Annotated in this window: 18 protein-coding genes, 1 tRNA gene and 1 pseudogene; 14 read left to right on the top strand and 6 right to left on the bottom strand. The window is 50.7% G+C overall.

From position 1 onward, the window contains the following. Both Q1A69_RS14700 and Q1A69_RS14695 read right to left on the bottom strand, forming a co-directional pair. Positions 1-395 (bottom strand): annotated as a pseudogene (locus tag Q1A69_RS14700) (hypothetical protein); the annotation flags it as partial. Positions 396-674: 279 nt separating this feature from the next. Next, positions 675-905, bottom strand: coding sequence for a hypothetical protein (locus Q1A69_RS14695; protein WP_299586850.1), 231 nt, complete (start codon positions 903-905; stop codon positions 675-677). Positions 906-1,006: 101 nt separating this feature from the next. On the opposite strand from Q1A69_RS14695, the gene Q1A69_RS14690 reads away from it, so the two are divergent. Then, positions 1,007-1,666 (top strand): LexA family transcriptional regulator, encoded by a 660-nt coding sequence (locus Q1A69_RS14690; protein WP_299586847.1) that lies wholly within the window; start codon positions 1,007-1,009, stop codon positions 1,664-1,666. A gap of 1 nt (position 1,667) precedes the next feature. Here Q1A69_RS14690 and Q1A69_RS14685 read toward each other — a convergent pair whose 3' ends face one another. Continuing rightward, complete coding sequence (locus Q1A69_RS14685; protein ID WP_299586845.1) at positions 1,668-2,537, bottom strand: exonuclease domain-containing protein; 870 nt, start codon at positions 2,535-2,537, stop codon at positions 1,668-1,670. A gap of 130 nt (positions 2,538-2,667) precedes the next feature. On the opposite strand from Q1A69_RS14685, the gene Q1A69_RS14680 reads away from it, so the two are divergent. The 10 genes from Q1A69_RS14680 to Q1A69_RS14635 all read left to right on the top strand — a co-directional run bounded on the left by Q1A69_RS14680 (position 2,668) and on the right by Q1A69_RS14635 (position 7,362). Further along, positions 2,668-3,009, top strand: a complete 342-nt coding sequence (locus Q1A69_RS14680) for a LuxR C-terminal-related transcriptional regulator (protein WP_299586842.1) — start codon at positions 2,668-2,670, stop codon at positions 3,007-3,009. Continuing rightward, positions 3,006-3,194: a hypothetical protein gene (locus tag Q1A69_RS14675; RefSeq protein WP_299586840.1), complete on the top strand. Its 189-nt coding sequence runs from the start codon at positions 3,006-3,008 to the stop codon at positions 3,192-3,194. The genes Q1A69_RS14680 and Q1A69_RS14675 overlap by 4 nt, the downstream gene beginning before the upstream one ends. After that, complete coding sequence (locus tag Q1A69_RS14670) at positions 3,191-3,493, top strand: hypothetical protein (protein WP_299586837.1); 303 nt, start codon at positions 3,191-3,193, stop codon at positions 3,491-3,493. The genes Q1A69_RS14675 and Q1A69_RS14670 overlap by 4 nt, the downstream gene beginning before the upstream one ends. 166 nt (positions 3,494-3,659) lie before the next feature. Next, positions 3,660-3,809 carry a hypothetical protein gene (locus Q1A69_RS14665; protein ID WP_299586834.1) on the top strand — a complete coding sequence of 50 codons (150 nt, stop codon included), beginning with the start codon at positions 3,660-3,662 and terminating at the stop codon, positions 3,807-3,809. Next, complete coding sequence (locus Q1A69_RS14660; RefSeq protein WP_299586832.1) at positions 3,806-4,093, top strand: phage antirepressor KilAC domain-containing protein; 288 nt, start codon at positions 3,806-3,808, stop codon at positions 4,091-4,093. The genes Q1A69_RS14665 and Q1A69_RS14660 overlap by 4 nt, the downstream gene beginning before the upstream one ends. Before the next feature lie 85 nt (positions 4,094-4,178). Then, positions 4,179-4,448: a hypothetical protein gene (locus Q1A69_RS14655; protein WP_299586829.1), complete on the top strand. Its 270-nt coding sequence runs from the start codon at positions 4,179-4,181 to the stop codon at positions 4,446-4,448. A gap of 67 nt (positions 4,449-4,515) precedes the next feature. Further along, on the top strand, positions 4,516-4,962 hold the full coding sequence (locus tag Q1A69_RS14650; protein WP_299586826.1) for a hypothetical protein: 447 nt from the start codon (positions 4,516-4,518) through the stop codon (positions 4,960-4,962). Then, complete coding sequence (locus Q1A69_RS14645; RefSeq protein ID WP_299586823.1) at positions 4,959-5,891, top strand: hypothetical protein; 933 nt, start codon at positions 4,959-4,961, stop codon at positions 5,889-5,891. The genes Q1A69_RS14650 and Q1A69_RS14645 overlap by 4 nt, the downstream gene beginning before the upstream one ends. Beyond that, positions 5,884-6,129: a hypothetical protein gene (locus Q1A69_RS14640; protein WP_299586820.1), complete on the top strand. Its 246-nt coding sequence runs from the start codon at positions 5,884-5,886 to the stop codon at positions 6,127-6,129. Before Q1A69_RS14645 ends, Q1A69_RS14640 begins: the two co-directional genes overlap by 8 nt. A gap of 30 nt (positions 6,130-6,159) precedes the next feature. After that, positions 6,160-7,362 (top strand): tyrosine-type recombinase/integrase, encoded by a 1,203-nt coding sequence (locus tag Q1A69_RS14635; protein ID WP_299586817.1) that lies wholly within the window; start codon positions 6,160-6,162, stop codon positions 7,360-7,362. A 60-nt stretch (positions 7,363-7,422) separates the two neighbouring features. On the opposite strand, the gene Q1A69_RS14630 is transcribed toward Q1A69_RS14635, so the two are convergent. From Q1A69_RS14630 to gltX, 3 genes are all read right to left on the bottom strand, one after another. Beyond that, entirely contained in the window at positions 7,423-8,286 is an 864-nt protein-coding gene (locus Q1A69_RS14630; protein ID WP_299586814.1) for a DUF4238 domain-containing protein, read from the bottom strand. 352 nt (positions 8,287-8,638) lie between these two features. Beyond that, a tRNA-Ala gene (locus Q1A69_RS14625) sits at positions 8,639-8,714 on the bottom strand. 146 nt (positions 8,715-8,860) lie between these two features. Continuing rightward, the gene (gene gltX, locus Q1A69_RS14620; RefSeq protein ID WP_299586812.1) at positions 8,861-10,336 is read right to left on the bottom strand and encodes a glutamate--tRNA ligase; all 1,476 of its coding nucleotides are present in this window, start codon (positions 10,334-10,336) and stop codon (positions 8,861-8,863) included. Between the two features lie 276 nt (positions 10,337-10,612). On the opposite strand from gltX, the gene Q1A69_RS14615 reads away from it, so the two are divergent. Genes Q1A69_RS14615 through Q1A69_RS14605 form a run of 3 tightly spaced genes read left to right on the top strand, consistent with a single transcriptional unit; the run spans position 10,613 to position 14,642 of the window. After that, positions 10,613-11,140, top strand: a complete 528-nt coding sequence (locus tag Q1A69_RS14615; protein WP_299586809.1) for a hypothetical protein — start codon at positions 10,613-10,615, stop codon at positions 11,138-11,140. Between the two features lie 48 nt (positions 11,141-11,188). Continuing rightward, positions 11,189-13,705, top strand: a complete 2,517-nt coding sequence (locus Q1A69_RS14610; protein WP_299586806.1) for a TcfC E-set like domain-containing protein — start codon at positions 11,189-11,191, stop codon at positions 13,703-13,705. After that, the gene (locus tag Q1A69_RS14605; protein ID WP_299586804.1) at positions 13,692-14,642 is read left to right on the top strand and encodes a hypothetical protein; all 951 of its coding nucleotides are present in this window, start codon (positions 13,692-13,694) and stop codon (positions 14,640-14,642) included. Before Q1A69_RS14610 ends, Q1A69_RS14605 begins: the two co-directional genes overlap by 14 nt. Positions 14,643-14,890: the final 248 nt, after the last annotated feature.

Raw genomic sequence — 14,890 nt, 5'->3', positions numbered from 1 at the left:
GGTAAATCCGTATCCGGTAAATCCGTATCCGGTAAATCCGTATCCGGTAAATCCGTATCCGGTAAATCCGTATCCGGGTTTTCAGGAAGTGGATCAGCATCTCGTGAGGTATCAGAGATTTCATAGTCTGTACCGACTATTTTTCCCCGCTCACCACGCCGAGTCATTCGCTTGCAATATCCAGCATTAATCAACTCACCTAACAGCTTGTAGATCTTATCCCTGCCCTCCTGAGCCTCTTTAGCCAATGCCGAAGGGGAAACTTCCCAATGATCAGGCTTTGACAACAAGTGCAGCAGCAAGCCGCCAGCCGCGAAAGAAATACGGCGATCACACACAACCGAATTAGCAACCACCAAGTAATTTGATGATGGCCGAGCACTTCGACGAATCATGCCGCAGCCCCCTTGGAACAAAGTAATTTGAACATAGTTTTTTTACCTATCCTTGATTTCACTCGTCGTGCATAGTGAATTCCACGATCAGAAGCACCCAAGACGCAGAGAATTGTTATCGTTTTTCCCCGGTCGTCAGCTGGTTCTCCGACCCTGTATGAATCCCCATATACCGCAATGCATTCATCCCAACCCTCATTCACCGCAGAATGGCAGGGCTACAAAATGGGGATTTGAAAATGATCGTTATTCTGGTTTCACCCACAAACCCGCACCGCCTTAACTTGCCTCCCGAACTTCTGCTGGCTCTTCGTAGCGCTCGGGATACAAAGATTCAAGTTCGGATATCTGCCCATGCGAGGCCCTACAAAGCCGCTCAGCCAAACCTCGGCCAACGGACCCACGAGCAATAGCAATTTGCTTAAAGTTGGCGAAAGTGGTGCCCGCATCCCTGGCAACTTGTTCCACCCTCTCTTTGGGATATGCGTAGTAGAACTGTCGTGGTGTCATAGTTAATCCCCTCCTTGACGAAACAATAGGGAATTACTATTCCTCGGTCAATAGGGTTTTCCTAATAACGGGTAGTGTTTTACTAATGGCATAATTGACCGATGGAAATCAAAGACATCCGCAAAGACAATCTCAACCTGTTGGCCGACAAGCACGGCAGGACCGCTATTTCTGAAAAGCTGGGTTATCCAGACAATAACTACATCAATCAGCTTTGTGGCGGGCACACCAACATTGGCTCACGCACCGCCAGAAAAATAGAAGCCGCGCTAGATTTGAAAGCGGGCTGGATGGACTGGCCCCAGTCCCCTGATTCCAACACAGCCACCTCTGAAAATGTGTCAAAAGGGCCAGAGATTAAGGGGCGCATTCCGCTCATCAGCTGGGTGCAAGCAGGGCAATTCTGTGAGGCTATGGACATATTCCAGCCAGGCGATGCTGAAGAATGGCTTCCCTGCCCCGCGCCTCACTCTGACCTCGCTTACGCATTGCGCGTAAAGGGTGACAGCATGGCAAGCCCCTACCCAGGGCAAAGAAGCTACCCAGAAGGCATCATTATCTTTGTCGATCCAGAAAAACGTGTGATCAACGGCAGTCGAGTGATCGCCCGCCTAAACGGCGAAGCCACATTTAAGACTTTTGCGGAAGATATGGGACGCTTATTTCTACGCCCCATCAATCCTAGCTACCCCACAATGGATATCACGAGTTTGGACGTGACTTTTTGTGGCGTGATTATCGGCTCATACTACCCGGAGTAAGTCACTCCGGGTCCACTCCGCTAGCCAACGCCATAAAATCACCTTCTGTGACTATGCGAATGTGGTGCCCGGTGGAAATCAGCTGTTCAGCTTTTAAGTGTTTACTACTCTTCTCTTTACCCGCCAACTGAGACACATCCTGGTCGCCTACAACCAGCATTGTCACTTTCTTCGACACGCCTCCACGCACCTCACACCCTAACTCAGCTGCAAAAGATTGCGCATCGCGTCTGGGGATCGTGAGACTACCGGTAAATACAACGACTTCCCCCCAAAGTGGGCCTTGCGGATTAGCTTCCAGCGACTCCGGACGAACCCTTTTCACCGCTTCAGGACGCAAGAGCCTTTCGATAGCTGCAAGCCCTGCACCTAATTCAGAAGCTGCGGCTAACACTATTTGCGCAACCACCTTGGCATCTTCAAGCGCATCATGGTGCTGAAACTGGACCCCTAGGTGAGCAGCCAAATTTGAAAGACCATAACCAGAAAGCGCAAACTGCTCCCAAGTCCGGCGAGCCAACATCATAGAGTCCAGCCACCGAACCTCACCTAGATCATCTCCGTGAGATTCAAAAGCCTTCAGCAAAGCACGGCGATCAAAGCCCGAATGGCTTGCGATCACCCGCCCCCCAAACAACCTTTTAAGTTGATCTATGACATCTGAAAACTTTGGAGCCTCAGCTACATCTGCAGCATTAATCCCATGAATAGCAATGTTCGCAAAGTAAAAATCCACTTCAGGATTAATTAGCGTTTTCCACTCTTTGGTAACTTTCCCATTTTCGACAACAACCACTCCTAGCTGGCAAATACTCGCCGCATCAGGGTTTGCCGTCTCCACATCTACCGCCACAAAACTCAATTCATCCATAAATCATGCTCCGCGTGTTGAGCATCTGAGCTTATCAGTGGCAACAAATACGACAAAATAGTAAAACCCTATTGACGGAAAAATAGGATTTTACTATTGTCGACATGTCAACTAAGGACAGGGCACCCAAATGGACACCGCCACTCACCTCAGACCACTGGCCCCACGCCAAGCCGAAGCGCTGACGCATCGAGCGCGTGGACTCTCCAATCGCGAGACCGCCCAGGCGATGCAGTGCTCCGTCACCAACGTTACCAACCTGCTTGCCGAGTGCTTTTACAAGCTGCACGCCCGCAACAGCACAGACGCGGTGGCCAAAGCGGTTAAACACGGATTAATTCAGCTCGCCTTAATCGCCTCGATCATTAGCGGTATTGGTTCCGATGCACAGGATCAACTGCGCACCCGCATCCAACGCCGCCCCTCTGCTCGAACTATCCGCATCCGCAACAACCGGGAGGGAATCGCATGACCGCCACCGTATTTGTACACCCAACGGCTATGAGTAAAAGCAATATTGAACGCCTTAAACGCCGTATTGCATTGATCGACTGCGGCAGCCACAAATCGCAACGTATCCACTTAGTGCAGCCAAAGCCCGCCGCTGCACAGCCTGCTCACAACGACTGGCTACCGTTTGGAGGTGATGCCGCATGAATACTTTCAGTCCCACCCAGAGCGTAGAAACCCTACTCCACGTAGCCAATGGAAACTCCGGCGCGAGTGAAGTCGCCGCACAGGTTTTGCTTTCGGCCTGGAATAGCAGGGATTTCGCCGTCCCCGTTGCCAGCCTCTCCCTGCTGGATGGCGACAACTATGAACACGCAATCAACGTAATGAATCTGCGCTACCACGGCAGAGCACCGCAAAGCGTAATTGCAGACGGCGAGAAAAAACTAAACGCCCTCTACCGCGAATGGAACCACCTGGAAATACAGAGGAAGGAAGCCGCGTGAGCCAAACCCAGCCGCTCCCGCAAATGCCTTGCCGCCAATGCGGGAACCCCGCAGAACCCGTATTTAACGGGCAATTGCAATTACGCAGCTGGAACTGTCAGCCCTGCCGATACTGGGAGCAGGCCATCGGCAGAGAAAGGACGTTCAAAAAAAACGGGGTTAAGCCATGAGTCAATTTAGCCGGATTTTAGAACTTTACGAAGAGCTAGCACGCACAGTACAGCTACAACAAATCCAAATAAATCAACTGCGCAAACTCGCAGCTCAACAAGCCCAAACCCCACAAATAAAACCCAAAAAACAGGAGGCAGTGTGAAAAAGGTAAAAACCTTCACCATCACCCAAGCCGCCAGAGAGGTAAAACTGGGTAGAAATACCCTACTGAAATTAATGCGGGAAAACGGCTTGCTGTATAACCGCGAACCCATGCGCAACACGCCAACAAAACAGGCTGTTTCGCAGCAACTGCTCATTGCAGAGATCTCCGAATATAACCGTGGTCCGGTAAAGGTGCAGTACATCACCACCAAGGTAACCGCTAAAGGCATGGTCTGGATCCGCGACTTTGTTGAAGACAAGCCAATACCCAAAGCCAGCTAAAAATTTAACCGCGCCCAGGCGCATCAGTCAGCTGTAACCGTTAGGGCTGCCGGTATGGAGCCCATTTTAAAAATGGGAGAAACCAATGAAACGATACGCTCTATTTAGCGGCGCCTACAACCTAATGATGGGTGGCGTGAAAGATTTTAAGCAGTCATACCACACAGAAAAAGAAGCCTTTGAAGTGGCAACACAAATTGCTAAAAACGATATTTTCGCCAGCTGGGTACAAATATTCGACAAGAAAACAGACACCGCAAAAATTTACAGCGTAGTGGATGGAAAGCTAAAGGAACGGAAAGAAAAGACCTGCCCAGCAGGGTTTTTCGAAAGCACCCAGCCCCAGGCCTGCTGAACACTAAATTCCGATCCAAGCCCGCCCAGTGCGGGCTTTGTGGGTAGAAGAGATTGAGTAATAGAGAATGGCCAAGTGTAAACCCCGCAAACCCATGAGCAGACAGGCTCAACATGCCCGCTTGGTTAACCGCTGGCTACCCGGTTTAATCCTCACCGCGCGTAGCAGTACCGGCCTGGATACAGAGGGCGATCCCATTTTAAAAATCACCCATCGACGCCAACGCGGTGCTGTGGGTGATATCGCCCGCGCCAAGCTCCAGCACGAAATCCTCAATTGGCAACACCACTGGCTGGTAACGGTATTTGTTGAGTGTAAAACCCCAGAAGGTGAAACCTACACTGATTCAACCGAATTCGAAGCCTACGGTGTCCGCCTTAATGACCTTGCCGAATTAGTGCGCCCAGAATTAGACACCATCCAAAACCAAGCCAACCCCAACCACTACAAAGACCACGGCTGGCAGGCGGAGATTCTGCCAAGTCGCAAACAGGAAAAAGGGAGAGCCGCGTGAAGCTCTGGCAATCCCTCACCGGCATCGCCGCGTTGATCTTCTGCGGCACCAGTCTCGTGTTTACCGTGCAGCTGTGGGTATCCATGCCCGCAGGCTTGGGCGGGCAGCTGGTGGCCGGTGCCACGGCGGTGGCCCTGGAGCTGTGCAAGTTCAGCTTCGCCCCGCTCGGGCTTTGGTTGCGCAACCAGGGCCAGGTGAGTGGTTATGCCCTACTCAGCCTTTGGCCCCTGCTGGTACTGATCAGCATTGTCGCTACCGTTGGATTCCTCGCCACCCACAGCGAAGAGCAGCAACAACGCAGTGCCCGCAACAGCCAGGAATACCGAGCGTTGCAACAGCAGCTCAACAGCCTGCAACAGCAGATCAACACCTTAAACGGCCTGATCAATACCGATGCCAACAACGGCTACCGCCAACGCGCCCTTCATACCGCTGCGCAGTTATCCACATTGGAGACTGAGCGCACCCAGCTGATAGAAAAGCTATCCACCATCGAGCAAACACCCAGCACGCACAGCGCCTTTAGCAGCTTGGCGGGCACCCTCAAGGCAGACCCGGCAAAGGTTCAGCATATTGGCTTCCTCGTCCTGGCCATCATCACAGACATAGTGGGACTGGTCGCATTGCTCGCATTTAACGCCGCTGCAACAGTTGCAAAACGCGCCACTAAACCGTTGCAACAGCCTGAAACGCTGGAAACACAACCGTTACACACCGCTCACCTTAATGAAGAACAACAGCAACTGGCCCAGCGAATCAGTGTTGGGGAGTTCGGCCCGAAGCCAGTGATGCGCAACATCATTAAAGATCTACGCCTTCGCTACGAAACCGTTAATCCTGTTTTCAAAGCACTGCAACAAGCAGGAACACTCAATAAAAATGGCCGGGGATACTTCCTGGCGAGTCAGGGAGGGCTGCCCAATGGGTAAGCTGGTTAAAGGGATCACCTGGGCCAAAGAGCAATTCGAAAAAGGCTCCCGCCCAGGCAAAGAGAAAATCTTGGAGTGGATAGAGGCCGAGCATATCCCCGGCCAGATCATCGCCGGGGAGCCCTATGTGGATGCCGACCGATTCGCCATACGCGACCATACCGGCAAAACCCCAGCCCAGAACACTTCTGCCAACGATGGCCAGCCCAGAAGCGGGCTAGACCTGTTGGCAGGCTGAGAACAGATTAAGCAGTAGGCGAGCAAGGAAATGGCCAGACCTAAAAAACCCCGTATGGTGGGTGACACTTTATTACCCGATAACCTATATCCAGATTCACGCGGGCGGGAAAACTATTGGCGCTATCGTCGCCCCGATCTTACGGATAAAGTTTTCTCTGCATCGCTTGAAGAAGCTATTCGCATGGCTGAGCAAGCTAATGCTCAACGAGGTATAAAGGTAGAACGCAAGCCGGCGAAAGCGCCTGATAGAGCTAGCTTTGCCTACCACGCTGCACGCTATATAGATTGGCGCATTGAAAATGACCCACGCCTATCCAACAAGTCCAGCTGGCGCAATCGTTGTAACGCCCTGAAAAGGTTTGGCGAAGACTTCGAAGCCATCTCTATACATAAAGCCAAATTGGCTGACTTGCGCAAATGGTGGGAATCCCTTACCTATCACCAGCAACATGCGCGCCGCGCGGAGTTTAATAAATTCTTTAATTTCCTAATGGCCGAGGGATTATGCAAGCTCGAAAGCAACCCCTTCACCACAGCCGATGACCGACCGCGCCTGCTGGAAAAAGGAAAGCCCATTAAAAAGCGCCAACGCTTAACCCTGGAAGCTTACTGGAGCATCTATGAAAAGGCCGGGGAGTTAGGCTATGAAGCGCTACAGGTTGCCATGGGTGTCAGCATGCTAACTACAATGCGCCGGGCTGATATTTGCGAGCTGAACTTTGAGAAACACCTGCAAGGTGACCATCTGCGCAAGACAATTAATAAATCTGAAGCACAAAGGGATAGCCTCGCCGCCAGCCATTTAAGTTTTAATTTAAAAACCCACCAACAACTCGGCAAACTTATTAGCCGTGCAAGAGAACTCAGTCTAAGAAATTACCGCTGCCCCTACATACTGAGCCACACACCCAAGCAACGGCGGACAGGAAAAATTAAAGAGCATGTTTGCCAGGTAATCCCCGACCGACTGAGCGATATGTTTACCGAAGTTCGCAACGCTACTGGACTTTATATCGGCTTGCCCAAAGACCAAACCCCACCCAGTTTCCATGAAGTGCGCAGTCTCGCCTCAGACCGGTTTAAGCGAATGGGGTACGACGTAAAATCAGTACAGCAATTGATGGCGCATACTGATGAGCGGGTAACCCAATCGTATCAAGCAGGACACGGTATTGATTATGAGGAGATCAGCATCTATTTGGATGAGCAGGCAATTGGGAGAGAATTCTAAATGAGTGGAATACACATTTATAAATCACGTTTTCACCCGACACTTTAAACGCAACTATAGCTAAAATTTATTTTCTAACCCCTCCCGGCTAGAACTAATCACCCAACGCTTAGCATTACCCATAAGCAGGCTATTTACCTCTTCGACATGCTTTTTCTTCATATAAAGATAATCAATATCCCTCTTTTTAGGCGACAAAGCCAAACACAATTGCCGAGAAAGAGGAACTAAAGCCAGGAAACCATCATTTTTATTAAACAGTCCACCAATCTCGATCGGTTCATTTTTCATAATGAATGGATTGTCACAAAGCAAAAGATCTTCCTCAAGTGAATACATGAATAGCCATCTCATAGAATCATGGATATATTCAGCATTATTCTTTGCATTTTCAACCATCTTTAACAGCGAAATATTCCGCGACTCTGAAAATGACAAGTCCACAAATTGACTATCATCACTCAGATCCAACCCCATCTCCTCAGCCATAACCCAGCTCCGCTCGTCTTGTCTCACGCGCTCTAGTGCGTGACGTATAATCGCTTCATCAAAATCACTTTGGTAATTTTTAATGGTTACGGGGTGTCTCGCCGATAAGAACCCCAAAAAACTCGCTAGAGCGTAGAGACAAACATCACTTTTATCTGTATTACTTGATATTAACTTCTTTACCTCGTCAGAGAAACGTCCATCAATGGTAGACAATATTGGATTTTCAATTGTGGTTGTTGAATCAGCAGTTTTTGCTGCCTCCCCTGTCAGAGAATAAAGATACCCTTCGACACAAAAACTCTTAGGCCCAGCAGGGCCTATAGGTCTAGATTTGGGATTTTCCTTATCAAAATAGAAAAGATTTTTATCATCTAAAGAAAACAGAAGTTGATACGACTTAGGTATGTAGTGATGCTTCTTAGGATTATTCATAATTAAATTTAACCAAGCGTATATATACAAAAAATATAATTTAGCACCTTTCTTTATGCGTAGGTATTTGCAATGAAATTGCAGCTTAATTTCACTTATGGGTCAAGAAAGCAGAGCACATAGCTATCCAAGTTACCTAAAAATCAATTACACACTAAGTCGCTATCTAGCCCAATTCGTAAATAACAACATTAGGAAGGAGGGTAAGGAGAAATTCCAGACGAAAAAAAAGGGCCAGAAAGGCCCTTTTTTGTAACCCGTAAGTTTATGTACGGGTTTGTGTGCAGTTTATGTACACCTTGCAGAAGTCGATTTCTCTTCCTCCGCAACCCCTTGATAGACAAGGGAAATTTGGTGGAGCTAAGCGGGATCGAACCGCTGACCTCAACACTGCCAGTGTTGCGCTCTCCCAGCTGAGCTATAGCCCCAAATCCTTTTTGCTTTGCTTAACGTTTCCGTTGAAAGCGAGGCGCATTTTAGCAAGGTTTAGGCGCCTGTCAACAGAAAAAATAACTTTTTAATCAGTTAGTTAGCGTCAAACCCGGAACAGCCCCCTGCCGGGGGCTGTGAGTACTTACGGGAGTAAGGCGTACTCCTTTTCCCAGCGCTTGAGCACTTTCTTCCCGGCGCCACCCAGGGCGTCGATGGCCTGGCGCAGGCGGGCGCGGCTGAGGTCGGGGCCCAGCAATACCATAGCGTCCATTACTGAGAAAGAGGCGGTGGTGCCGCTGATGGCGACAAACAGGGGCGCGTTGAAGTCCTTGAGCTTGATCTCCATGGCCGTGGCCAGAGCCTTCACGGCCTGGAAGATGCTGTCGCGGTCCCAGGCGCGTAGGGCTTCCAAGCGCCACAGGGCGAATTGCAGCAACTTCTTCTGCTCATCCAACTCCAGCTTGTTCCCCTTGAAGCTCTCTTCACTGAGTGGCAGCTGGCCCGCGGCAAGGAAACTCACCAGTGGTGCGAAGTCGCCAAACGTCTCCATGCGCTCCCTGGCGTGGGGCAGTACCTTGAGCAGGTTTTCGCGGTTAAACATCCAGTCGATCAAACGGTCGGCGAGCTGTTCGTTCTCCAACTCACGAATCCACAGACCATTCAGCCAGGACAGTTTTTCCACGTCGAATACCGGGCCACCCAGAGAGACGCGGTGAATATCGAAGTCTTCCAACATTTCTTCCAGTGAAAACTTCTCGCGCTCATCGGGCATGGACCAACCCATGCGGCCCAAGTAGTTGAGCAGGGCTTCGGGCATAAAGCCGGCGCGCTGGTAATAAAGAATAGAAGTAGGATTCTTGCGCTTGGACAGCTTGGTTTTGTCCGGATTACGCAACAGCGGCAGGTGGCAGAGCACCGGCATATCCCAGCCGAAATATTCGTACAGCAATTTGTGCTTGGGTGCCGAGTTAATCCACTCTTCCCCGCGCAGGACGTGGGTGATCTCCATCAGGTGATCATCTACCACGTTGGCCAGATGATAAGTGGGCATACCATCGGACTTAAGCAGAATCTGCGCATCCACTTGAGCCCAGTCGATCTCGATAGAGCCGCGCAGCAGATCTTCCACCACGCAAGTACCGCTCTCCGGTACATTCATGCGCACGACGAAAGGGGCACCGGCGGCACGACGTTTTTCCACCTCTTCTTCCGGCAATGCCAAATCGCTGGGTTTCAGTGAGGTGCGCCCGGCTTCACGCAAACCTTCGCGCAACTGTTCCAGTTCTTCTGACGTGCGATAGCAGTGGAAGGCGTGGCCCTTTTCTACCAGCTCATCGCAGTGGGTTTTGTAAATATCGCCGCGCTCGCTCTGGCGGTATGGGCCGTGCGGGCCACCTACATCGGGTCCTTCCTGCCAGTCCAGCCCCAACCAACGCAGGCTGTCGAGAATCGCCTGCTCAGATTCCGGAGTGCTGCGCTGCTGATCGGTGTCTTCGATACGCAACACAAACTGGCCACCCTGGGCACGGGCAAAACACTGATTAAACAGAGCGATATAGGCGGTACCAACATGGGGATCACCGGTTGGAGACGGTGCTATTCGGGTTCTTACGGTCATGACAAACCTGACTGAGGGTGAATGAAGGACTCTAAAGGCGCGAGATTATAGCGCTGGCCGGGCGTTCGGCACAGGCGCGGAGCTTTTAACAGAAAGATCTTTTTGACGCCATAAATCAAAAATCACCCACAAATGGCGTGACTTAGATCACAAAAAAAGTATTATCCCCGCCACAAAGATGGAATAGCTTGACTAACGCAGTACCCCTGACCCGTGCAGGATCTTCGCGAGCAGCTTTTCACAGAACGATAAATCAACGGCTCAGGAAGATACGCCATGCACAAAAATGTAGTTCGTTCACTGGTCTCTGCGCTCACAGCAGGCATCTTTTTCAGCACCTCGGCAGCCACCATGGCAGCCACGGCTGACTCAAGCAGCATAATTAAACTAGAGTTCACCCCAACTATTGAAATTGCTGCAGTTGGTGATATTTCAATTACCGATCCCGCGCTGGGTTCCAATGCGGTTGCCAGCGAAGATTTTTGTATTGGCGGTTTTGGCTTCCCTACCTTCAGCATCACCTTCGAAAGTAATGACGGTATTAACGATAACGCATTCAGCCTTTCCGGCAACGGTCTCGATGTACCCTACAGCGTAGGCTTCGATAACAGCACCAGCGGAACCTTTACCCAAGTCAACGAAGGTCAGGCAGTCACCGGGCAAACCCGCAATGCCGCTTCCTGCAGTGGTTCAGACAACGCCAGATTCCAGATCACTATTGCCAATGGCGATTGGCAGACCAGCGATGTCCTCAATGGCACCAGCTATACCGATACCCTGCTGATCACCGTAGCCTCTGAATAATTTTGCGGTGTGACCGGGTAGGGTCTCGAGCCAAACCGGTCACCGTCTATGGCAGGATGTCTCAATAAATGGCATGCGCTGGTTTTTTGCCTGGCGCAGGCCATTCACACCGATACCTTCGCAGCCACAGCAGCGACTTTCCTGCTGGAAACCTCTGCGCCGGAAGGGTTTGATACACTAATCGAACCACAGCAGTTGCTGGCGGATCTCTACTATGGCGGCCGTTATATCGGCGCAGCGCAGATTACCGCTGACCCCACCCATATTCATTTCGACCAGCCCGAATTATTACTCCCGCATCTGCCAGAATTACTGGATAGAGCGGCGGTGCTGACGGCAATCAGCAAGCCTTTGCTCAAAAACTCGCAGTATTTATGTCGCACTACCCGGCAAAAGCACTGTGGCTACCTACTACCCGAACAGGTGGCCGTGATTTACGACGAGAGTCGCTATCGGCTCGACCTGTTTTTTTCCGCAGACCTATTGCCACAAGAAGCGGCTATTACCGATCCTTATCTCCCTGCATCTACCAGTGCGTTTTCGATTGTTCAAAACCTCAACGGCACCTGGAGTGGAGTGGAAAGTGATCGCGGAGGCAACAGCCACAGCGCAACTTTGAATGGTAATACTATCGTCAGTTTCGGCGAGGGCGCCCTACACGCCCGTTGGTCCGCCGCCACAGAGCAGCACAACCAAATTGGCGCACTGCATTGGTACAGGGATTACCGCGGAAAAGCCTACTCAGTTGGTTTATTACAACCCCAGGGAGGCTGGCACTATTTCGGCAGCCAAAACACACTGTATGGACTGGAGTTGCGCAGCTCACAGCTCAGTCGCACAGACACCAAACACCGGCAGGGTGCACCGCTTGAAATCAATATGCCGGTGCGCGGGCGCGTGGAAATTTATCGGGATAAGCGGCTGATTCACACGGAAATGCTGGAGGCCGGTAACCGCCTGCTTAATACCAGTACCCTGCCCCACGGCGCCTACGAAATAGAAGTGCGCACCTTTGATGAGATGGGCCGGGCATTGCACCGTCACATTGAATTTTTTACCAAGGATTCCCTGCTGCCCGCCCCTGGGGAGTGGTCCTGGAATTTTCACGCGGGGCAGCCTGCGCAGTCCTTTAGTAATACGCAAATGCTGCCCAAGCGCTACGATGATTTGTTAGTGCAAGGATCTATTTCCCGCCGGCTCACCAGCAATCTGGGGCTCTTTGCTGCGGCGAGCTCTACGCGGGAGCAACAACTCTATGAACTCGGCACCCGCTGGGTAGGGCATTACTTTGAGATTTCGCCGAGCCTAGTGACCAGCGACGATGGACGCAGTGGCCACAGGATTCAAGCACTGCTGAAAACGCCTTTCGCCACACTGAGTGCCATTGATACCAGGCTGGATAACGCCACCATTTTTAATGAGCCGAATAGCCTACAGTTACTGCCCAGTGGTTATTCACAGCGCAGCCTGGCTGTGCAGAGTGGTCTATTTGGGGGGCAACTGGCTTTGCGTTTGCGCGAGCGGGATAGTTCCTACCATTTACTACCCGGAGAACAGGCCGATAGGCTGGAAAGTGCACGCAAACTCACCACGCTCTCTTTTAAGCGCAATATTTTCAAAAGCGCAAAGTGGCTCGGCAGCGCAACCCTCTCCTATAGTGAGGCCGACGAACATGAGTACACCGGCCTGGAAGTAGAATTCCGGCGGCGCTCCAAACACTGGCAGCACAGCGCAAATCTACATAGTGAACGCAGCAACCACAGTGGCCGTGAACAGCGGTTGGCCCTGCAAACCCGCTGGCACGATAGAGACTTATGGGCTGCGGAATTTGAGCAACAGCTTTCCGCGGAGAAAAGCACACAGACTCGCTACTTAGAAAGTCGCAGTTATCTCGCCGGCCATTTCGGTTATTTAAACAGCACCTTGGGTTTTAATAGCGATAACACCGGCAAAGCTTTCAATTACCTGGGCGGTTTCAGCACCAATTTGATTGCAACGGGGAATACCCTCGCCTGGGGCGGCGAGCGCACATTGGAAAGCGCAGTCATTATTGAAATTGATGGGAGTGATCAGCAGTATTTTGAAGTGTTAGTGGACGGCACCCGACGCGGTTATGCCAAGGGCGGTAAAAAATCTGTCATCAACTTACCCGCTTTTAAAAGTTATGACCTCTCTCTGCGTCCATTGGATAACGGTTTCTTCGATTACCGCGAGCAGAGTGAAACCTTTACCCTGTATCCCGGCAATGTGAACGCCACGACCTATCAAATAGAGCAACAGCGGCTCATTTTGGGGCGCCTTACCGATATGGGAGAGGGATTGCCAAACACCCGTCTTTCCATCGGCGGACACAGTACCACAACCGATCAGTACGGCGTATTCCAGCTGGAAATCAATACAAACCAGAAAAGCCTCCTCTCCCAGGAATTAACCTGGGATTTGTGCCGTGCCCCCATAAATATTCAGTCTGCCGGAGAGAATTGGTTGAATATCGGTACCATTGAACAATCCGAGGCAAGCTGCCAAGTTGAATACACCGCGGAGGTAATCGGTGCGCAACGTTAAAGACCTTCTCGGCAAACTCCTGTGGCTGAGTTTGCTTTTTCTGTCTTGCTATACACCGGCCCAGGCACAAAGTTGCTCCAGTAATGACAGCTTACGCACCTGCAACCTTGGTGGCACACACAGTCTGAATTACCAACCCAATACCAAGGAGATAGCCTTTACTTTGCGCAGCCGAAGCGCATTCAGTGGCCGCGCCTTCTCCTACTATGCAGAGCTTGCGCCTTTGAGTGGGAATAGCTTTACACTGACTGCCGACAATGGCGATATCCTGGATATATCCTTTACCCTAGACCCCAGCAATAGCGATGCCCAGTCGCTCACGCTCAACACTCTCGCAGGCCCTTTTAACGGTAGCCGCAACGATACCAACGCCTCTCTTTTAGTAGAAATTGACAACGCCAAAACCCCCTCCTCCAATCAATACACGGGAAGCTTCCAGTTAACCCTGGAGCAATACTTCCTTGTCTTCGTGACCGATAGCGAAACAGTAGACTTTGATATCATTTTGGAGGTGGAGCCAAACATTACCATTCGCCATCTGGGGGATGTTGACCTGAGTAATTCGGGTATCTCGTTTGGTCAGGCGATTGAGGGGCATGAAGATTTTTGTATAGGTGGTATTGGCTTTGATCGCTACAAGGTCAACCTATCTAGTGGTAATGGCAGTACGGGAGGGACTGGTACTCACCCCTTTGCTCTGCGCGGGGCCAGTGAGAGCATTCCGTATTCAATCAGTTTCTCTGATAATTTAAATAGCAATAACTCAAGTTTCCCAGGCAGCCAGGGTGACATTGCCGGCTCTTTTATCCGGCGTACCGATGAATCCTGTATCAATGAAAATGCCAGGGTCTATATCACCGTAGCCCCTTCCGACTGGGAGCAGGCCGGGGAGCCTATTTATACGGACGTACTAACTATTACGGTCAGTAGTCAATAGTTAACGGCTACCTCATTCGTTACACATTTTAAATAAACCCCGCCTGTTTAGCTTAAAATAAAGACACTTTTAAAACAGCTTAAAATCAGCAATCTAAACCTTCGCCACCAAAACGCCAACAACCTGAATACCGTATAAATACTCATTTAATAAAAATTACATCAAGTCATTGAGCACCTCAGCAATAAAATTGACATACCAAAAAAACTGCCTGCATCCCCAGCTAATTTAATTCTTGCATATCCCCA

Origin of the sequence: uncultured Microbulbifer sp. (genome assembly GCF_947498635.1) — a bacterium.
GTDB lineage: Bacteria > Pseudomonadota > Gammaproteobacteria > Pseudomonadales > Cellvibrionaceae > Microbulbifer > Microbulbifer echini.
This window is presented reverse-complemented; position numbering and strand designations above follow the sequence as displayed.